Consider the following 20,227-nt stretch of genomic DNA (forward strand, 5'->3'; position numbering starts at 1 on the left):
CCTCAAAGGTCTAGTATCTCCCGATAGTTACTATTTAAAACAAAAGCATGTTATATAAAATTGAACCGCCGTATACCGAACGGTACGTACGGTGGTGTGAGAGGACGGTAAATAAATTAATTATTTACCTCCTACTCGATGCTATTTGTCTCTATAAAAGGCACGCAACACTATTTTACGTGCCTTTTTTTGCCAATTAGCCTCTTTAAAGTAACGTAAACCCCACCTAACGTGTTTCCAGCGTTATTCCACTTGTTTACCCATAATCGACCGCGTAATCTTCTCTCTGATTTCCAGCACATCTGCTTTATGCTCCAACTCATACCCTCTCACAATTGTTTCGCAAATAGACAACTGAGCAATTTTTCCTTCGATGGATTCACCATTGATAAACTCATTGACCGGTGTTTGCAGCAGCACATCGGCTAATTTGGATAAAGGAGAAATCGTTGTGTTGCTCAAAACAATAATCTTAGCTCCATTTTGCTTCGCCAAACGAACCGAATCAATAATGTCTTTAGTTCTGCCGGATAATGACATAGCTACTACCACATCACTAGTGGACATAATGGAGGCCACTTGAGATTGAAAATGCGCATCGTTATAAGCTTTTCCTCGAAGCCCTACACGCAGCAGCATCTTTTCAAAACTCACTCCGATTTGTCCGCTAGACCCTACACCGAAAATACTGATGTTTTCAGCTTGTGCGATGTATTGGATCGTCTGCTTCAGATCATTGGAGTCGATCAGCTGATACGTTTCGTTTAGTACGGTTATCGAATCTTGAAATATTTTATCGTAGTACATCTCTTCGGATTGGTATTCATATCGCTTAGAAAAATCTTCTTTGGCAATTTCGATTTTCAAATCACTAAAGCCGCTGTACCCGATTTTTTTGCAAAAACGGATCACCGTCGCGTCCCCAACGCTGATTTCCGCTGTGATGTCATTCATCGTTTTGTTAGAAACTTCACTGCGATTTGTTAAGATGTAATCGGCCATTTTCCGTTCTGATTTCGTCAACTCTGGGTAACAATCTTGAATTTTTTTTATATAACTCATATTCTTTCCTCTCATTCCACTCGACATTGTATCCCCATTATACAATACTTCTTCTCATTTATCCTCTTCACTCCACTTTTCTCCAAATAGACACAAATAAATTAAATAATAAATGTAAAAGGTTTACAAAATCATTAAAATAGTGATATTATGATTTTGAAGAAAAAATCCGAAAAAGAAAGGACGTCTATAAAATGGATAAAGAAACATTTTTAAACCAAGTCAAAGGAGGAATAATCGTCTCTTGCCAAGCCTTGCCTGATGAGCCGCTTTATACCAAAGAAGGTGGCGTTATGCCGCTATTGGCTCAAGCTGCAAAAGAAGCTGGTGCTGTTGGAATCAGAGCTAATTCTGTGCGAGACATCATCCAAATCAAAGATAAAGTTGATCTACCGGTTATTGGTATTATCAAACGCGATTACTTACCGGAAGAACCCTTTATTACCGCTACCATGAAAGAAGTCGATGAATTAGCAGAGACAGGTGTTGAAGTTATCGCTTTAGACTGTACTTCAAGAAAACGCCATGACGGTTTGAGCATCAATGAATTTATCGCGCAAATTAAAGCCAAATACCCAGAACAATTATTCATGGCCGACATCAGTACATTTGAAGAAGGTGTCAATGCTTATGAAGCTGGGATTGATTTTATCGGTACTACTTTGTCAGGCTACACTTCTTACAGCCCTAAAGTAGATGGACCAGACATCGAATTGATTCAAAAATTAGTTGACGCTGGTATTCCAACAATCGCTGAAGGAAAAATCCACACTCCACAACAAGCTAAAAAAATTCACAATCTAGGTGTTAGCGGAATCGTTGTTGGTGGAGCTATCACTAGACCCAAACAAATTGCTGCCGGATTTATTCAGGCACTAGAAAACTAGGAGGGAATGACATGTTTAAGAAATTATCTAAATTAGGTCAAGCCTTGATGCTGCCTATCTCTATCTTGCCAGCAGCCGGTCTGTTACTTGGACTGGGTGGCGCATTGACCAACCCTGCAACTGTATCCGCTTTTCCATTTTTAGGCGCAGCTTGATTGCAAACGATTTTACAAGTAATGAACTCTGCAGGTAGCGCCGTGTTTGCTAACTTGCCGCTGATTTTTGCAATCGGTATCTCGGTTGGATTAGCCAATGGGGATAAAGGAACTGCTGGTCTTGCCGGAGCAGTATCGTACGTCGTTTATACCGGTACCTTGAGCGTTCTTGCAACTCTGTTCCTTCCAGAAGGCACCGTTGTTGACACTGGAGTCCTTGGGGCTATCGTAATTGGGCTGACCGTTGTCGCTTTACACACTAAATACCGCAAGATTCAGTTACCACAATTTTTAGGCTTCTTTGGAGGCTCCCGTTTCATTCCGATCGTCGCTTCACTTGCTGCTATTGTTATCGGTGGTATGTTCTTTATTGTATGGCCGCCAATCCAAAACTTATTGGTTTCAGCCGGTGAGTCTATTGCACAAATGGGAAGCTTTGGCTCATTCCTTTATGGATTCTTGCTTCGTTTAACAGGAGCTGTTGGACTACACCACACGATTTATCCATTGTTCTGGTATACAGAATTAGGTGGTACTGAAGTTGTTAATGGAGAAACTATCTCTGGAGCACAAAATATCTTCTTTGGTCAATTGGCTGATCCAAATCACACAGGATTATTCACTTATGGAACTCGCTTCTTCTCAGGTCGTTTTGCAACCATGATGTTTGGTTTACCAGCCGCATCACTTGCGATGTTGCACTCTCTTCCTAAAAAGAACCGCAAGAAAAATGCTGGGCTTTACATCAGTAATGCTTTCACTTCTTTCTTAACCGGTATCACAGAACCGATTGAATATTCATTCTTATTCGCTGCACCCTGGTTGTATGCCATTCATGCCTTTTTAGACGGAGTATCTTTCTTCGTAGCCGATATTTTAAATATCCGTATCGGAAATTCATTCTCCGGTGGCTTTATTGACTACTTACTATTCGGTGTCTTACAAGGAAATGATTCAACGAACTGGATGTTGGTCATTCCTATGGGGATCGCATGGGCGCTTGTGTACTATGCGGTATTCCGATTCTTCATCACGAAATTCGTAGTAGCTATCCCAGGTATGGAAGTAACAGATGACGACGCTGCTACTGGATCTGTTGAACGCGGAAAATCTTCTTTAACGGACGAAGCTTTGGTGATTATTGAAGCACTGGGTAACGAAGAAAACATTGAATACGTTACTGCTTGTGCAACTCGCTTACGCGTTTCCGTCAAAGACAACCAAATAGTCGACAAAGACCGTATCAAACAATTAGGTGCCGCTTCTGTTTTCGAAGTAGACGGTGGAGTTCAAGCCGTGTTTGGTGGTAAAGCCAATCTATTGAGCCAAGAGATCAATCAGATTATGGGAACAGACGACTAATTTTTTCTTTCTGATACAAATAAAACCGTGTTCTGCTCAGAGGTTGAGCAGAACACGGTTTTTCGTTTTTTGATGGAACAAGAAAGAAATTTAGCCAACACACGTAAAGTCCATTATAACGCTGGTTGCGGTTTAACGCTGATTGAACATCAAGGTGGTTTTTCTCTTGATGTTTAAATGCGATTCTTCATCAAGGGCGGTTTTCCCTTGATGTTCAAACCCAATTCTTCATCAAGGCTGTTTTTACCTTGATGTTCAAACCCAATTCTTCATCAAGGCTGTTTTTACCTTGATGTTCAAACTCAATTCTTCATCAAGGGTGGTTTTCCCTTGATGTTCAAACCCAATTCTTCATCAAGACTGTTTTTACCTTGATGTTCAAATCCAATTCTTCATCAAGACTGTTTTTCCCTTGATGTTCAAATCCATACTCATCTTTTTAATATACTCATAAACCTGTTGATCCGTAGAAAACTGAACCAAATTCTCATCCTCTACAGTTTCATCATTCACGTTATAATACACCGCCGTCCAACTATTCTGCTGGCACCCAATGATGTCATTCTCATAGTGATCCCCAATATACAGGATTTCATTTCCGGCTAGACCAAGAGAATCCTCGACTAAACCAAAAATTTCCTTATCTGGTTTGGCCACTTCCATCGCCCCTGAAATAAACGTATTTTCAGCCGGTATCAGCTTATCAATACCTAAATAATGCAACTTACTGGTTTGCGTTTCCTGAGCGCCATTTGTTAAAACAAATAATTCCACATTGACCGAGTGGAGATAGTTTATCAGCTTTGCCATCCCTGGCCTCAGTTCTATTTGTTTTTTATGGTGAAGATACAACTCATTGAATTGGAGTGCTTGTTCATAGTTGAGAGGATAACCTAGTCTTTCGTAAGTCGATAAAACCCGATCAATTTTAAACTTTACTTCCCCTTTTATTCCCTGAGTAAATTTTTGAAATTCTATCTGCGACTCTTGCTGAAAGATGTCATTAAAATTTCGAAAGGAAATCCCTGTTGTAAGAACGCTTTGTTCCATCACCTGAAAAGTTTTCTCATATACTTGATTTCTGTCATACAATGTATCGTCTAAATCTAACCCAACTGCCTTAATCACTTAATCCCGCCTCGTATTTAATTGCCGTAATATCTAATTGACTACCTATAACATTATATGGAACATCCTTCATAAAGCAAATCAAGATTCAGCAGATTAAGGCTTTGTGATAGAGAAAAAGAACGGTTATTCCCCCTTTAACGTTGCTAGAAAACCGCTCTGCTTAACTGTTTCTTTACTATTTACATTGTTTTTTTACAGTAACTTTACTTTAACTTGATAGAACCACCTTATGCATTATCGTTACAATACATAAGTATTAAAAATCTCATACATAAAAGTACTAGGAGGAGAAAATGTGTCAAAAAAATGGTTAAAAGGTCTAGGGCTGGCTTTTGCATCAACTTTAGTATTAGCAGCATGTGGAAACAGTGGGACTGCATCTTCAGAAGATACGAATTCAAGCGCAACTAATGAAGGCAATCAAGCGATTGACGAATTGTCCATTCAATTCGTACCCTCACGTGATCCGGAAGAAATCGTCACAGCTACAGAACCTTTGAAAGATATACTGATTGAAGAAATGGCTGATTTAGGTTACGACATCGGCGAAGTTACAATCGATGTTGGGACTGACTATGAAGCTGTAGGAGAAGCAATGTCTGCAGGATCTGTTGACGTTGGATTCTTACCAGGCGGTACCTATGTATTGTACGATGATGGAGCAGAAGTTATTTTGACCTCAACTCGTGCCGGTTTAAGCAACGATTCAGAAGATCCAGCTGAATGGAATGCAAACAAACCGACTGAACCAACCGATGAACAAGTAACTTACTACCGTTCAATCTTGGTTGCCGGACCTTCTGAAAAGGGACAAGAACTGGCAGAAAAAATAAATAACGGCGAAGAGCTGACTTGGGAAGACTTGAACTCAGCTACTTGGAGCGTTATGGGTTCTACTTCTTCAGCAGGGTACATCTATCCAACAATCTGGTTGCAAGACAACTACGGCAAATCACTTTCTGACTTAGAGCATATCTCTGAAGCAGATTCTTACGGAACTTCAATGGCTCGTTTAGCACAAGAACAAGCTGACATTTCAGTGGTATTCGCAGATGCTCGTCGTGACTATGAAGAAGACTGGCAAAACAGTTTCGACCGAGATGAAACAATTTGGGATGCAACAAATGTCATTGGTGTTACACCTGGTATCTACAACGATACGATCAGTGTTTCTAAGAACTCCGATATTATGACGGATGATTTAAAGACCGCTTTACAAGAGGCATTTATCAATATCTCTGAAACAGATGAAGGCAAAGAAATCATTTCAATCTATTCTCACGAAGGATATAAAAAAGCTCAAAGTTCAGACTACGATAATGAACGTAAAGCACAAGAAGTGCTGTTAGAGCAAGCTCAATAATCTATACGGCATAATTTAATACCCCATTTAAAACATTAAGCTGGGAGTCTTCTCTTGGTTTAATGTTTTAGTATATCTTAGGAAGGACTATCTACTATGATTGAATTTATTAATGTAAATAAAACTTATCCCAACGGTGTTGCCGCACTAAAAGACATCAACTTAAAGATCGACCAAGGTGAATTTGTAGCTATTATCGGTTTGTCCGGAGCAGGAAAATCTACCTTGATCCGCTGCATCAATCGAATGCACGAAATCAACTTCGGGACATTGAATGTCAATGATGTCAATGTAAGCAACTTGAAAGGCCAACAAATCAGAAGCTTCCGCCGTAAAATCGGAATGATTTTCCAATCGTTCAACTTGGTGACACGTACCAGTGTAATCAATAATGTTTTGGTATCTTCAGTTCCCGAATTGCCTCTGTGGAGAAAGTTTTTTGGATTATTTCCCGAAGATAAAAAAATTGCAGCACTTGAAGCTTTGGACAAAGTAGGTATTTTAGATAAAGCCTACAACAGAGTTGATCAATTGTCAGGCGGGCAACAGCAACGTGTGGCGTTAGCACGAACTTTAGCTCAAAACCCTTCGATTATTTTAGCGGATGAACCCGTTGCTTCTTTAGACCCGGTCACGTCAAAAGTAGTTATGAATGACTTCAAGCGCATCAATCAAGAGATGGGTATGTCCATTCTAATCAATATTCATCATGTTGAACTGGCACTGGAATATGCAGATCGAGTAATCGGTATCCGCAAAGGTGAAATAGTTTATGACGGACAATCCAAAAACGTTACTCCAGATGTTCTGAACAACATTTACGGAAACGTCACTACGGTACCACATGCGAACGTTCTTGAAGAAGCTGCTGTTTAAGGAGGAAACGAATTGAACGAAACATTATACGATAAACTATTCAACCCCAAAACCTATACACTGCAAAATGGGAAAACAGTCAAACAACGGGCTTCCAGGCTCCCGCTTATTCTGATACTGACAGCCATCGCAATCGTGATTTCTTTCCAAGCTACGGACGCTGATCTCTCCTTGCTCTTCACACGAGGATATCAGTTCTTCGTCATTATCGTCGACATGTTTCCGCCTAACTTCGGCTTTATTTCAAATATATGGGGACCTTTATTTGATACGATTCAAATGTCTTTATTGGGTTCCATTGTTGGAGCCGTATTAGCAATTCCGTTAGCTGTGTTGTCCTCTGGAAATATCATCCACAATAAGTGGCTCAATGGCTTTTTCAAGACTGTTCTTAGTATACTTAGAACCTTGCCCACCCTTGTCGTTGCCTTAATTGCCACCTTTTTATTTGGATTAGGGACTATGGCCGGAACCATTGCGATTTTCTTGTTCACATTGTCTTATATCGGTAAATTGATGTATGAACACATTGAAAGTGTCGATATGGGGGCTTTTGAAGCACATGAGTCTATGGGGTTATCCAAGGTAGAAGCTTTTCGCTATGCCATCGTTCCGGATGTATTGCCGACTTATCTGTCTGTATCTTTGTATGCATTTGAAGGAAACGTTCGCTATGCTGCGATTTTAGGGTATGTAGGTGCTGGTGGAATCGGTCTGGTATTGAACGAACGTCTAGGCTGGAGAGACTACCCAAGTGTAGGGATGGTCTTGCTGGTTTTAATGGTTGTTGTTTTTATTATCGAGCGAGTCAGTGAATACTTTAGACGGAAATTATCATAGCGAAAGGAAGAGAGATTCAATGGAATTAACTGTTAAAAATCAACTGAACGAAGCCCCAAATCGCAAGCTGTACTTATCCACTATCGCAGCGATCGTATTGGCTCTTCTTGTCTGGTCGTTTATGGGCGTTGACATTACAGGTCTGGACGAAAAAGGTACCGGACTGGCTGTGAATATTGTCAAAGGGATCTTCACCCCAGATTTGGAATTTCTATTTAATTTTACTGCTGAAGGTGTCCCCTTCTTATTGTTTCAAACCGTTGCGATTGCATTTCTAGGAACGATTTTCGGATCACTGCTTGCGATTCCGATTTCTTTTTTGATGGCTCCAAGCGTTGTCGGTGGACCCGTATCGTATATCACCAGATTAGTCGTCATCTTTATCCGTACAATTCCTTCCCTAGTGTACGGACTGATGTTCATCCGTGTAACCGGGCCTGGTGCCTATGCCGGAGTATTGACGATGTCGATCACTTCAATCGGTATGGTCTCAAGATTGTACGTAGATGTTATTGAGAACTTGGACCGCGGTATACTTGAAGCAATGACTTCTATGGGGTGCAGCACATACGAGAAAATCCGTTACGGTATTTTACCTCAGCTATTCTCAAATTTCTTGTCGACAACTATTTATCGTTTTGACATGAACTTAAGAGATGCGACCATTTTAGGCTTAGTTGGCGCTGGAGGTATCGGAGCACCTTTGATTTTCGCAATGAATTCTTATCGCTGGAATGAAGTAGGTTCAATATTGATTGGACTTGTCATACTGATCTTAGTGGTTGAGATGTTCTCAAATAAACTAAGAGCCAATCTGGTAAGCGGTGAAAGATAATCCTCAATCTATCGAAAAGGGCCTGGAAAAAATTTCCAGACCCTTTTTTATACCTTAAATTTTTGATTTTCCAGCATTTCCTTCTGGGGTTTCTATCCATTTGAGTTAACTTTTGCTTCTATTTCAGTTCTTACGCATTCAATATCCACATAAAGCCAATGAACACAAAGAACAAACCATACATAATCGGCGATACTTCTTTTCCTCGCTTAGCGGCGATCATTGTGATGGGGTAAAAGATACATCCAAAAGCGATTCCATCTGCAATACTGTAAGTTAACGGCATACCTATAAGAATCAAAAATGAAGGAATGGCGATTTCTAATTTGCTCCATTCGATTTGACTCAAAGAGTGTGTCATCAAAACACCGACGAGAATCAAAGCAGGTGCTGTCACTTGCGGTGTCACTACTGATAACAACGGTGAAAAGAACAAACCGAAGATAAAGAAGATCCCCGTAGTCACAGCAGTTAAGCCTGAACGACCTCCGACAGCGATTCCGGCAGACGATTCTACATACGCACCAACCGGAGAGGTTCCTAAAAGCGACCCTACCAGCATGGCCGTTGAATCAGCAGCCAAGGCTTTGCCAACTCGCGGCATTTTATTGCCTTTCATAAACCCTGCTTGGTTCGCTAAACCAACAAGTGTTCCAGCTGTATCAAAAAAAGTCACTAACAAGAACGTTAAAACGACCACCCATAATTGAATGGAGTTGATATCGCCAACGTGTTTCAACGCCACTAAAAAAGTAGAAGAAATGCTTGGAGCTGCTGAAATAAGTCGATCAGGTGCTTGAATGATATCTGTTGCCAATCCTAAAAGAGTTGTGGCAATCATTCCTATAAAAATGCCCCCTGGAATCCGTTTAATCATTAAAATAGACGTCACGACCAACCCAAAAATAGTTAACCACGTAGAACTCACCTGAAGCGATCCTAATCCAACAAGAGTGGATTCATTTGCAACGACAATACCGCCCTCACTTAATCCAATAAAGGCGATAAACAAACCAATACCACCAGAAATAGCGTATTTCAAATCAGCCGGAATGGCTTCAATAATCAATTCCCGTAATTTAAAAACCGTGATCACTATAAAGATTAATGAGGCCACGAACACACCAGCTAGTGCGGTTTCCCAAGGAATGCCCATTCCTACCGAAACCGAATAAGAAAAGAAGGCATTGATCCCTAATGCGGGTGCTGTAGCAATCGGGTAGCGTGCCAATACTCCCATCAAAATACACCCTACCGCACTGGATAAAGCCGTAGCTGTAAAAACAGCTCCTTCATCCATGCCAGACGCACCCAAGACAGTCGGGTTCACAAATAAAATATACGCCATTGAAATAAACGTCGTAAATCCGGCTAATATCTCCCGTCTCACCGTCGTATGTAACTGCTCAAGTTCAAAATAGGAAGTAATTTTATTTTTCATACCGATCCTCCAATATCTAAAGCTGTTTGCAACAGCTTTTTTCCAAAATCAACCTGAATAATCATATAATAAATGGCTTAGCAAGTAAATAAAAAAGTGAGTCCCCATCATTTGATCGCATTTGCTTTCATTTGCTAGAGACCCCTTCAATTGACCTCATTCTAGAAGTCAAATAACTGTATATCGATTGGATGAGTGCTACAATAATGTCAGAATCAGTAAGACGAAAGGAGTTCTTCACATGATTTATACGATCACCTTAAACCCTACCATAGACCGGTTGCTATTTCTTGAGGGAACCCTTACCAAAGGAAAAAATAATCGCCTGCGCAAAGTAGTTTACGATATTGGCGGCAAAGGTCACCACGGTTCTTATGCGATGAATCAGCTGGGCGTTAAGAACCAAGCACTCGGCTTTTCGGGAACTACCAACGCCAGCAAATTAGAAAAAATTCTTTCAGAGAAAGGCATCAACCACGATCTTGTGGAAGTATTTGGCAAGCCGACACGAGAAAGCTATGTCATTTTAGAAGAAAATGTCGGCGGAAGTATCCTGATCACTGAAAAAGGCTTTAAAATCACGGACTACGATACCGAACTGCTTTATGAAAAAATAGAAAACAAAGTCCAGGAAGAAGATATGGTATTGATAGCCGGCTCCCTGCCTCCCGGATTCGAACTGCGCGATCTGGAAGATTTATTGAAACAATTAAAGAAAATCGGCTGTTTTATTGCCTGCGATCTCTCAGGAGAAGCTCTAAAGAAAGCTGTTGAAGTAGGTGTCAATTTTATCAAACCGAATCGATTTGAAATCCAAGAATTGGTTCCTTCTGATGACAACCTTTTGGATCACATCAGAGAGCTGTCTAAAAAAATTGATTACGTCATTGTTTCTCTTGGGAAAGACGGCAGCATCTGCGCTCATGCAGGCGAACTCCAACAAGTCAGTACTCCTAATGTGAAACTGGTCAACGATACAGGCGCTGGAGATTGCTTTGTCGGTACGTTTTTAGCCAGTCTCTCACTCAACAAACCATTGACAGAATGCTTATCTCTGGCTAGCGCTTGTGCAGCCAATCATGTCCAATACAACGACAGCACAACTTTCAACATTAAAGATGCCCGCAAATTGCAAAAGAAAGTTACTGTTAAAAAGTTTGCCTAATTTAAATGCAGACTGCAAAAAGAAGCCAAAGAAAAAAGTTGGCTTCTTTTTATGTATGCCACTTGCTTAATGAAACAGGAGTTTTATCAATAAACCGATAATCATCCATAAAACAAGGGATAGTAAACAGCCATTTGTAAACCCAATCATTACTCTTCTTTTTTGCATGGCGTCTCCTTTACAAGAGTGACCTTCGTCATCAGAGAGCATTTTTACTGTAGAAGTATGTTAAAAATATTTGATAGGCATATGAAGCGTTTGAAGGTGTTTCTTATTGCTTCGAATGGAATAGAGTTTTGTAACAACTGAGGAAAAATAATTTCTTCTTTTATTGTAGGAGAGTTTTATCTAAAAAAATATTTGTGGTTTTCATGAGGTATCCAATGATGTATTTTTAATATAGCACAAGAACAGTTAAACACAAAAAATAATCACAGTTTACCCCAATTGATTCTTATACTTGTTTTTTTATCATTTGCACGCTATTATCTCATAACTATCCACAATACCTTAGTGAATTCCCCACTATTTTTCGGTATAGTATAAGTAACTTATATTGAAAACGTTATACAAATTCTAAATAAAGGAGTCTAGTCTAGTGTATTTCTATGAATTATTGAAACAGAATCGACATTTATTAAATGAAACTGAAGCAGCTATTCTTGAATACTTATTGGAACATTCAACTACTATCAATGACTTGACGATTCGTGAAGTAGCAGCCAAAAATTATACTGCTCCCAATACAGTAGTCCGTTTGTGTCAAAAACTAGGTTTTAGAGGGTATACGGAATTTAGAGAAGGGCTTTTTCATACTTTGCAGGAAAAAGATAATTTTGGAGAAGTAACATCCCTAGATGAGCAAATCATCAAAACGAAACAATTAATTAATCCTGATGTGATAGAAACGTTGATCACTAAAATACACGAAGCAGATAAACTCCTTTTCTTTGCGGTAGGATTGTCTCGCTTCCCAGCTCAGGAATTAAATGAACGGTTGAAAATTTTAGGCAAAAACAGCCAAACTTTTGTCGATCCACACGTTATGAAGCATAACGCACGGTTACTATCCGACAAAGATTTGGCTATTGCGATCAGTAATAGCGGAACAACGGACAATATATTGTCTGCAACGACTATTGCCTCTGTTTCAGGTGCAGAAACGATTAGTATTACGGGTTTTTCTACAAATCCTTTATCTAAAATCACAACTTATCAGTTGTATGGCTATACTTCCGAACTAAAAATAGATGGGATTGATGCAGCAGATCGCTTCAGTATTCATTATTTGATCAATTTGTTGTTCACAGCATATTTAAAGAAGTATCATTCTGCATCTACCTTAAAGATATAAGACAAAAAGTCCTTTTAACGGCTCTGCTCAATAGATCAGGGCCTTTTTTTATGGCTTCTTCCAACGTCATTGGTTGATCAACGATAGGAACAATAGCTGCTATGTTTTCTTCTGTTAATTTAATTCTATTTCCTTCAGTGCTGCCGCAAAAAAGGATAACAGGGACATTTTCAGCTTTCGCTAAACGACTGATTCCGATGGGAACTTTTCCACTGAGAGATTGGGTATCAAATTTACCTTCCCCTGTAATAACCAGATCTACTTGTGCGATTTTATTTGCTAAATCTCTTTTATCTGCTAACAACTGCAATCCATTTTCAATAGACGCATCCAAAAAAGAATACAAAGCAAAACCAATTCCGCCTGCTGCACCAGCTCCAGGGGCTGTTTCAAAATGAGTTTTTGTCCATTCATTGACTACTCTGTGATAGCTAGTCATTTCTTTATCAAAAGCTTCCAGCTCAGTTTCAGCCAATCCTTTTTGCGGTCCAAATATATAAGTGGCGCCATCAGGTCCGCACAATGGATTTGTTACGTCTGAAGCCACTGTAATTCTCACTTCTTTCAGCCTTGTATCAATATTTTCTGATTCAATCTTCTTAACGGCACCAAGTCGGATAGGCAGCGTTGGTAAAAGTTGATTGTTTTCATCATAGAATTCTACTCCTAAAGCTTGCAGCAGACCTATTCCTCCATCAACTGTTGCACTTCCTCCAAGTCCAATAATAATTTCATTTGCTCCTAAATTTAAAGCTGATTTGATTTGCTCGCCTACTCCATAGCTTGTATGATGTCTGGGGTCTAATGACTCTGCAGGAACTTTCGTAATTCCAGCTCCTTCCGCCACTTCAATGATGGCTAAACGTTCTTCCTCTACCCAGCCAAAAGTTCCTTGGATTTGTTTTCCATTCGGACCAGTTATCGATTCAGTGATTTTGTGCCCTTTTAGTACGGAAGTCAAGGCATCTACCGTTCCTTCTCCTCCGTCTGCGATCGGAAAAGTTATTACTTCATGCTGAGGCAAAGCTTGTTTCACAATTTCATTTGCTGTTTGGCTCTCCATAGACCCTTTAAAAGAATCAATAGCCGCTAGTATTTTCATTTATTTCCCTCCTCAAATAGAAACTTCTTTTTATACAGAGCATAACACAAGAAAAGTGGAGGCTCATTTGAACGCTCCACCTTTTCTAAGTTATCGTATTACTTCAATTCTGGCCAATATTCTTTATTTGCTTCAATTAGAGCATCTAAAACCTCGCGCGCTTTTTTAGCGTTGACCACTGTCCGATTGATCGTCAATGCTTGCAAAGCTTTCGTATAAGAACCTTCCAAGTAAGCTTCAACTGTCAACTTTTCAAAGGCATGTTGTCCTTCGATCAAGCCTTTATAGAAGGTTCCAATTTCTCCAACTGCATAAGGAGCTGGTCCATTTGCACCAAGAGAAGCAGCTACTTCGATCATTACATCATTTGGCAAATTAGATACGATTCCATTGTTGGGAACAATCACGACATACGTTTTGCGCAAATTATTGGCAATGGATGCGGCTACTTCTACCATCATATCTCCATGAGCATCATTGTGCACTACATGAGAGTCTCTTGCTGTCCCATTCTCAACGATTCGTCTGCACTCTTCAAACACTTTCTTCTCACGACCAGCCCTTACTTCATCTGTACGAGTATAATTTGGATCTAGATGAGCTAATTTGTAATCTGGGTACAAATAATATTGTAAATATGTGTTTGGCAAGTAATCTGGGAAGTCGCGCAGCATATCCTCTACCATAGCATAGGTTTCCAACCAAGACTTATCCCGCTGTTCTGCATCTACTGGCTTGAACCCACCATTCAATACCACTTCTTTGATTTTAGGCGCTACGTCATGCCCATTTTCATCATAGATATTCGTGAACCATCCAAAATGGTTCAATCCAAAGTATACAGGTTCAAATTTATCTACATCGTAATCAATCAACTTAGCATACGAACGCAATAAGTTTACTGGTTGATCACAAATATTCAAAATGCGTTTGTCTTCTGGAAAAATTTTGTTTAAAGCTAATCCAACGATCGCAGCAGGATTCGTGTAATTCAGAATCCAAGCATCTGGACTTAAACGACGGACGTCTTTGACCATTTCCACCATGTCACGGATCGAGCGCAATCCATAAGCAAAACCGCCCGGACCACAAGTCTCCTGTCCAATAACCCCTAGACTCAAAGGAATCTTTTCATCCTTTTCACGCATCGCATAACCACCAGTACGCATTTGACAAAAAACGAAATCCACATCTTTATATGCTTCTTCTTTATCAGTCGTATACGTCATTTCCACGCCTGGCGCTTCTTCAGCAAATAAAATTTTTGCAAACTCTCCGATGACCGATTGACGATCTCCATCTGTATCGTACAACACTACTCGGTTTAATCCAAAACGGTCCAAGTGAGTGGTCATTGCTTTTAAAATCCCTGGAGTCCATGTAGAACCCCCACCAACTAATACAATATTATTTTTCTTCAAAATCAGCAGCTCCTTTTACTTTTAATGCTATTCCCTCTACTTGCGGTCCATATATAACTTGAAGATGAGTATCGTCTATTCGGACAATCCCTGCAGCGCCAGTTGCTTTTAATGCTTTTTCATCAGCCACAGTGGCATCTCCTAAAACCAAACGCAAGCGAGTAAAACAGTTTTCAATTTCTTTAATATTTTCTTTTCCGCCTAAAGCATTTACAATTGTATATCCTAAATCACCATCGTCTTTAACAACAACGTCTTTGCCTTCGATATTTCCCTCACTATCTGTTAAAGCTTCACGACCAGGAGTTTGGACATTTTGCTTTAAGATGACGGTTTTGAAAACAAAGTAGTATGCGAATGCATATAAAACCCCAACTATTACTGCTGCAAACCATCTTGTATCTAGTCCTTGGAAAACACCAAAGACAGTCAGGTCAATAACTCCACCTTGCACATTTCCAATAATGACTCCAAATACATCCATCAGTAAGAATGAGATCCCTGCCATGAACGCATGGAACACATAAAGTATTGGAGAAACAAAGATAAATGCAAACTCAATCGGTTCAGTAATACCAGTAGTAAAACTTGCCAACGCTGCCGCATACAATAACCCTTTGACTTTCTTTTTCTCTCCGTCTCTAGAAGTTTTATACATTGCATAACAAGCAGCTGGAAGCCCAAATACCATAAAAGGGATTTTTCCTTGAGCTAAGAACCGAGTTGCTTCAGCCATAATATTCAAGTCTGGACTATCTTGAGCTAAAAGAGTATTAAAGATATTCAATGCACCAACAGTTTGTTCCCCATCAATCATTGCTACCCCGCCAATCGGTGTAAAGCGTACCAATTGATTTAAGATATGGTGTAGTCCTGTAGGTACCAATAATCTCTCAAGAAAACCGAATAAGAATGTTCCTAAAGCGCCTGCTTGAGCAATGATATTTCCTAATCCTTCAATTCCGCTTCCTAAAATCGGCCAAACAAAATACATCAATAAAGCTAAGATAGGTGTAACTACTGTGGTAATAATAGGAACAAATCGTTTACCGCCAAAGAAGCTGATAGCCATTGGCAATTCGATATTGTAAAAACGGTTATGCAGTGCTGCAACTAACAGTCCGGTCAGGATTCCACCAAACACATTCATTCTCAAAGTGAAAATGCCTAATACTAATTCATATTTAGAAGCTATTTGAGTCGCTGCCAATTGTGATGACCCATTAGCTACTAAGTAATCAATCGATGTAGTCTCCGCAGTTAGGCCATCCAGTCCTAAAATATAATTTAATGTAATATGGAATAAGATAAATCCAATTACTGCTGAAAAAGCTGCAGTCGTTTTTTCTTTCTTAGCCAATCCAATAGCTACTGCTACTCCAAATAAAATTGGTAAGTTGCCAAACAAAGCTCCCGCTAATGCACGGATAAAACCAATAATATTTTGGACAAATTCAAAAGAAATAAAATTCTCTCCAACGATCTCAGGATTTTGTAAAACAGAACCTAGCCCTAAGAATATCCCAGCCGCAGCTATAATAGAAATCGGCATCATCAATGACTTGCCCAACTTCTGCAAGAAATCTTTCATTAAAAAAACCTCCCCTTGTTATGTCCTATCTATGTCTTAACTATAACCACAACAGAAAACGATTACAATATTTCGCAAGGCTTTTGAAACAAGGATACAGGTTTGATATTTGTACACAAAAGGGTGTTATTGTACAAAAAAGCCGACAATTTTCATGTCAGCTTTCCCTTACCCCTATTCAAACTATTTTTTCAAATCGATGACCATGCGTCCTTTGATCTTTCCAGCTTCCATTTCTTCAAAGATATCATTGATGTCTTCCATAGAGCGAAGTTGATATGCTGGAACTTACTTCCTTACGTACTCCTCAATCTCACTCAACCAAACCTCATAACCTTCTTTACTCAAATGCAAACCGTCAACAGTATACTCTTCAGCCAATTCGTTCCCGAATTGATCCGCAATATTTATAAAAGTTACGCCTTCCAATTGAGCCAATCTCTTATTCAATTCAGCCACAGCTTCATTTATGGACTCGCTTCGTTTGTATTGATTGTTCTCATACAAATCTCCAGCAACCGGAAAGACACTTTGCACATAAACCTGCGTTTCAGTTTTGGCTTCTTTAATCGATTTGATAATATTAATGTAATTTTTTACAATCGTTTCTACAGGAATATCTTGCTGGATGTCGTTGATTCCGATCAAAAGAAATACTTTTTTGGGATTCAATTTAGTCACTTGATTGATCCGTTTCAACAACCCTTCAGACGTATCTCCGCTGATGCCTCTATTCGCAACAGACACCTCGCTAAAATATTCGCTCCATTCAAAATAATCCGTCTGGCTGTCTCCAGCAAATACCACTTCTTTGGATTGCTTGTCTCCCAGCTCGAAATTGTCTTGCTTGATCTCTACGATGGGATCTACATCCGGTTGGTCCGCAGAAACTTTAGAGGGACCATTTGCAAAATACACCCAACCACCTTGTTTAAAAAACACTACTACTCCCAGCACAATAATAACTAGATTAAAAAATATAGAAACTCTAAACATATTCTTCTTTAACACACTAAGTCCTCCAATTTCACTATCTTCCTATATCATATTAAACCCGCACATTTAATTCAGCTAGGATTTAGCTTGAACTCTGCTTACTATCCATCAAAAAAAGCCATACCATTTCAGCAATATGTACTAATCCTTCAACAGATTCTCACAAATTAATGAAATGGTACAGCCTTAGCAAATAGCCCCAATATTTCCAAAACTCTCGATTAGCAACTTTCTGCAATCCAGTACCCGCTTCATACCATGGAACAAACTCCCCATCAACCACCTGATAAGCTGCCACATACGTCAAATCAAAATCATAACTGCGATTGACCCGTTCATAAATCATTTTTGTCCGCAGCATATGATAATCTGAAGACACGACAATCGCTGAATCATAGCCTTCTTCATTCATCATTTCTAAGGTATTAACAGCATTTTCATAGGTGCTGGTAGCTTCAGACTCAGGAATAACCTGTTGAGGCTCAACTCCGAATTCTTTATATCCCTCTACATTTGCTTCAGTTATGGGCGAAACGATCACTTTGCCTGAAACACTATATCCTTCGCTCAATAACTCTGCAGCCTTATAAGCTCTCACATATTCTTGCCCCTCTGGTACAATAACCACATCCGACAGTACAGGCTCTTCATCAACAATAAGGTTATTTAGAATAATCGGATAACTCACGCCAAGAACTAAGCAAATAAACAGAATAACGCCTATAAAAATAAAAAATTTTTTTTTCATTCTGTTCTCCTCGTAATATATATTTCAGAATCCATTTCTGGCTTCAAATTCCTTATTTCATTTTTAACAAAAATTTCGCTTGGTTTCTGCGGGATGTTCTAGAATAATGAGTCTTGGAAAGGACTCACGGGAAAATGCTATTTCTCCTTAATAGGTATTCTAAGTTGAAGCTTATATTAAACAAACAATTCAAATCAAGCAACTGATTTAATCCTTTTGTCCTCACAAGTCACAAATCCATGCATCACATATAACATTCAATTTGAACGATCAAATAATAATAAATGAGGAAAAATCAGGGCTGTTGAAAAACCAAGATTTTCTAAAGCAGAACAGAAGCAGAATAAGCAATGTCAGAGCATATTGAAATAACTAAAATTATTGGATACATTGTAGGTCGAGTATCTTATAATAGAGATATCAAATGAATTATTTGATAAAACATCTGCTGCTAATTCCAAAAAAGCTAGCTCTATATTAATCTAGCAGAACAATACCCTTCTTTTTCTAAATAATGTATTTATGTTACACAAGTGAAAATCAATAATGAAAATCTTTTAGTAACTAGGGATTCTGAAAAAATAGTGCCCATTTAAACTAAAACGTCCTTAAAGACAGCAGATAATTGAATGATCACTAATCAATTATTTTTGATGACTTTTTAACTCTTATAAGATTCAATTATGGCTAAATTCACGCAAGATTATATTTAACAACACTATCTTAAGAAGGAGCATATTTTATGAATACTTTTAAATCTTCAAAATTACTATTTTGGACACTGTGGATTTTAGCCGTTGTTCTAATCGTTCACTATGCAACTCAAATAAGCTTTGTTTTCCAACCCATATTTGTTTTGTTTTCGACATTGTTTATCCCAGTTTTAAGTGCAGGATTTTTATTTTACTTGTTGAATCCTTTAATCAATCTCATTGAAAAATTAAAAATCAAACGCAGTTTCGCTATTCTCTTAGTCATGGTTTTATTTCTTAGTGGAGCTACTATTTTTATCATCAGTATGGTCCCTCTTCTTATGAATCAGCTATCCGACCTAATTGATAATATCCCTACTATTATTTCTGATATTGAAGCTCAAACTAAAGACCTAGCCTTTTTATCTTCATTGGACAATGTGAACGTAGAAGAAACTTTGAATCAGTTAAACCTTTCATTGAATGCTTTGTCCAAAACATTTTTATCTAATATCACATCCAGCATCAGTTTAATAATTGGAAAACTAGCTAACCTAACAATTGTCTTGATTACAATCCCAATTATTTTAATTTATATGTTCCATGACGGTAATAAATTGCAGCTATCTGTTACCCACCTATTTCCTGATAAGTATCAAAAACATGTTTTTGAATTGTTGCATCTGACAAATGAGGTGATTACCGCCTACATCAGTGGAAAAGGATTAGCAAGTATCGTCGTTGCTGCATTACTCTATTTTGGCTTTTTACTCATTGGAGTTCCTTACACGTTATTATTAGCCATTATTAATGGATTCACCAATCTTATTCCTTATGTTGGTCCTTTTATCGGTGGTGTGCCTGCAGTCATTGTGGCCTTTACTATTTCTCCGACAGCAGCTGTCTTAACAACCTTACTCATACTCATTGTTCAACAATTAGACGCTAATTTACTGACACCAAAGTTTGTCGGAAAATCTTTAGCTATTCATCCCTTAACGATTATTATCATTTTATTAGTAGCAGGAAAGATGCTGGGAATTGTTGGAATCATTTTTGGAGTTCCAGCTTTTGCTGTCATTAAAACAGTCATCACTTATGTTAAAAATAATCGAAGCGCTGTAAAACAACAAACCATGTAACGTATAAGAATTTAATTTTGAAAGGAAGCCTAGTCATCACTAATAGGCTTTTTTTGATGGAATA

Annotated in this window: 16 protein-coding genes and 1 pseudogene; 9 read left to right on the forward strand and 8 right to left on the reverse strand. The window is 38.8% G+C overall.

Going from position 1 to position 20,227, the window contains the following annotated elements; translation table 11 throughout:
* Positions 1-243: 243 nt before the first annotated feature.
* Positions 244-1,062 (reverse strand): MurR/RpiR family transcriptional regulator, encoded by an 819-nt coding sequence (locus ACEN4L_RS05435; RefSeq protein WP_407096318.1) that lies wholly within the window; start codon positions 1,060-1,062, stop codon positions 244-246.
* Positions 1,063-1,256: 194 nt separating this feature from the next.
* Here ACEN4L_RS05435 and ACEN4L_RS05440 point away from each other — a divergent pair, with 194 nt between their 5' ends.
* Together ACEN4L_RS05440 and ACEN4L_RS05445 are read left to right on the forward strand one after the other, a co-directional pair.
* Positions 1,257-1,949, forward strand: a complete 693-nt coding sequence (locus ACEN4L_RS05440; protein ID WP_407096317.1) for an N-acetylmannosamine-6-phosphate 2-epimerase — start codon at positions 1,257-1,259, stop codon at positions 1,947-1,949.
* A gap of 11 nt (positions 1,950-1,960) precedes the next feature.
* Positions 1,961-3,466, forward strand: a pseudogene (locus ACEN4L_RS05445) (PTS transporter subunit EIIC).
* A gap of 378 nt (positions 3,467-3,844) precedes the next feature.
* Here the strand turns inward: ACEN4L_RS05445 and ACEN4L_RS05450 are convergent.
* The gene (locus ACEN4L_RS05450) at positions 3,845-4,594 is read right to left on the reverse strand and encodes an HAD family hydrolase (RefSeq protein WP_407096316.1); all 750 of its coding nucleotides are present in this window, start codon (positions 4,592-4,594) and stop codon (positions 3,845-3,847) included.
* Between the two features lie 298 nt (positions 4,595-4,892).
* On the opposite strand from ACEN4L_RS05450, the gene ACEN4L_RS05455 reads away from it, so the two are divergent.
* The 4 genes from ACEN4L_RS05455 (at position 4,893) to phnE (ACEN4L_RS05470) (ending at position 8,511) form a co-directional block, all read left to right on the forward strand.
* The gene (locus tag ACEN4L_RS05455) at positions 4,893-5,960 is read left to right on the forward strand and encodes a phosphate/phosphite/phosphonate ABC transporter substrate-binding protein (protein WP_407096315.1); all 1,068 of its coding nucleotides are present in this window, start codon (positions 4,893-4,895) and stop codon (positions 5,958-5,960) included.
* 96 nt (positions 5,961-6,056) lie between these two features.
* Positions 6,057-6,836 (forward strand): phosphonate ABC transporter ATP-binding protein, encoded by a 780-nt coding sequence (gene phnC / locus ACEN4L_RS05460; protein ID WP_407096314.1) that lies wholly within the window; start codon positions 6,057-6,059, stop codon positions 6,834-6,836.
* Positions 6,837-6,848: 12 nt separating this feature from the next.
* Complete coding sequence (gene phnE, locus ACEN4L_RS05465) at positions 6,849-7,676, forward strand: phosphonate ABC transporter, permease protein PhnE (protein WP_407096313.1); 828 nt, start codon at positions 6,849-6,851, stop codon at positions 7,674-7,676.
* 19 nt (positions 7,677-7,695) lie between these two features.
* Complete coding sequence (phnE, locus tag ACEN4L_RS05470; protein ID WP_407096312.1) at positions 7,696-8,511, forward strand: phosphonate ABC transporter, permease protein PhnE; 816 nt, start codon at positions 7,696-7,698, stop codon at positions 8,509-8,511.
* A 130-nt stretch (positions 8,512-8,641) separates the two neighbouring features.
* Here the strand turns inward: phnE (ACEN4L_RS05470) and ACEN4L_RS05475 are convergent, their stop codons facing one another.
* Positions 8,642-9,952 carry an NCS2 family permease gene (locus ACEN4L_RS05475; protein WP_407096311.1) on the reverse strand — a complete coding sequence of 437 codons (1,311 nt, stop codon included), beginning with the start codon at positions 9,950-9,952 and terminating at the stop codon, positions 8,642-8,644.
* Between the two features lie 241 nt (positions 9,953-10,193).
* On the opposite strand from ACEN4L_RS05475, the gene ACEN4L_RS05480 reads away from it, so the two are divergent.
* Complete coding sequence (locus ACEN4L_RS05480; protein ID WP_407096310.1) at positions 10,194-11,117, forward strand: 1-phosphofructokinase family hexose kinase; 924 nt, start codon at positions 10,194-10,196, stop codon at positions 11,115-11,117.
* Positions 11,118-11,715: 598 nt separating this feature from the next.
* Positions 11,716-12,471, forward strand: a complete 756-nt coding sequence (locus ACEN4L_RS05485; protein ID WP_407096309.1) for a MurR/RpiR family transcriptional regulator — start codon at positions 11,716-11,718, stop codon at positions 12,469-12,471.
* Here the strand turns inward: ACEN4L_RS05485 and ACEN4L_RS05490 are convergent.
* From ACEN4L_RS05490 to ACEN4L_RS05510, 5 genes are all read right to left on the reverse strand, one after another.
* Entirely contained in the window at positions 12,455-13,573 is a 1,119-nt protein-coding gene (locus tag ACEN4L_RS05490; protein WP_407096308.1) for a glycerate kinase, read from the reverse strand. The genes ACEN4L_RS05485 and ACEN4L_RS05490 overlap by 17 nt on opposite strands.
* Before the next feature lie 98 nt (positions 13,574-13,671).
* Positions 13,672-14,994 (reverse strand): 6-phospho-alpha-glucosidase, encoded by a 1,323-nt coding sequence (locus tag ACEN4L_RS05495; RefSeq protein WP_407096307.1) that lies wholly within the window; start codon positions 14,992-14,994, stop codon positions 13,672-13,674.
* Positions 14,981-16,585, reverse strand: coding sequence for a PTS transporter subunit EIIC (locus tag ACEN4L_RS05500; protein ID WP_407096306.1), 1,605 nt, complete (start codon positions 16,583-16,585; stop codon positions 14,981-14,983). The genes ACEN4L_RS05495 and ACEN4L_RS05500 overlap by 14 nt, the downstream gene beginning before the upstream one ends.
* A gap of 288 nt (positions 16,586-16,873) precedes the next feature.
* Complete coding sequence (locus ACEN4L_RS05505) at positions 16,874-17,596, reverse strand: GDSL-type esterase/lipase family protein (RefSeq protein ID WP_407096305.1); 723 nt, start codon at positions 17,594-17,596, stop codon at positions 16,874-16,876.
* Between the two features lie 145 nt (positions 17,597-17,741).
* A complete protein-coding gene (locus ACEN4L_RS05510; protein WP_407096304.1) occupies positions 17,742-18,329 on the reverse strand; it encodes a YdcF family protein in 588 nt (195 codons plus the stop codon).
* Between the two features lie 742 nt (positions 18,330-19,071).
* Between ACEN4L_RS05510 and ACEN4L_RS05515 the strand changes: the two genes are divergently transcribed.
* The gene (locus ACEN4L_RS05515; protein ID WP_407096303.1) at positions 19,072-20,163 is read left to right on the forward strand and encodes an AI-2E family transporter; all 1,092 of its coding nucleotides are present in this window, start codon (positions 19,072-19,074) and stop codon (positions 20,161-20,163) included.
* Positions 20,164-20,227: the final 64 nt, after the last annotated feature.

This window comes from Desemzia sp. FAM 23988 (assembly GCF_045528365.1).
GTDB lineage: Bacteria > Bacillota > Bacilli > Lactobacillales > Carnobacteriaceae > Desemzia.

Excerpts from the sequence above, each read along its gene's own strand:
- ACEN4L_RS05435 (WP_407096318.1), bottom strand. The coding sequence starts at position 1,062 with ATGAGTTATATAAAAAAAATTCAAGATTGTTACCCAGAGTTGACGAAA.
- ACEN4L_RS05440 (WP_407096317.1), top strand. The coding sequence starts at position 1,257 with ATGGATAAAGAAACATTTTTAAACCAAGTCAAAGGAGGAATAATCGTC.
- phnC (WP_407096314.1), top strand. The coding sequence starts at position 6,057 with ATGATTGAATTTATTAATGTAAATAAAACTTATCCCAACGGTGTTGCC.
- phnE (WP_407096312.1), top strand. The coding sequence starts at position 7,696 with ATGGAATTAACTGTTAAAAATCAACTGAACGAAGCCCCAAATCGCAAG.
- ACEN4L_RS05475 (WP_407096311.1), bottom strand. The coding sequence starts at position 9,952 with ATGAAAAATAAAATTACTTCCTATTTTGAACTTGAGCAGTTACATACG.
- ACEN4L_RS05480 (WP_407096310.1), top strand. The coding sequence starts at position 10,194 with ATGATTTATACGATCACCTTAAACCCTACCATAGACCGGTTGCTATTT.
- ACEN4L_RS05490 (WP_407096308.1), bottom strand. The coding sequence starts at position 13,573 with ATGAAAATACTAGCGGCTATTGATTCTTTTAAAGGGTCTATGGAGAGC.
- ACEN4L_RS05500 (WP_407096306.1), bottom strand. The coding sequence starts at position 16,585 with ATGAAAGATTTCTTGCAGAAGTTGGGCAAGTCATTGATGATGCCGATT.
- ACEN4L_RS05510 (WP_407096304.1), bottom strand. The coding sequence starts at position 18,329 with ATGAAAAAAAAATTTTTTATTTTTATAGGCGTTATTCTGTTTATTTGC.
- ACEN4L_RS05515 (WP_407096303.1), top strand. The coding sequence starts at position 19,072 with ATGAATACTTTTAAATCTTCAAAATTACTATTTTGGACACTGTGGATT.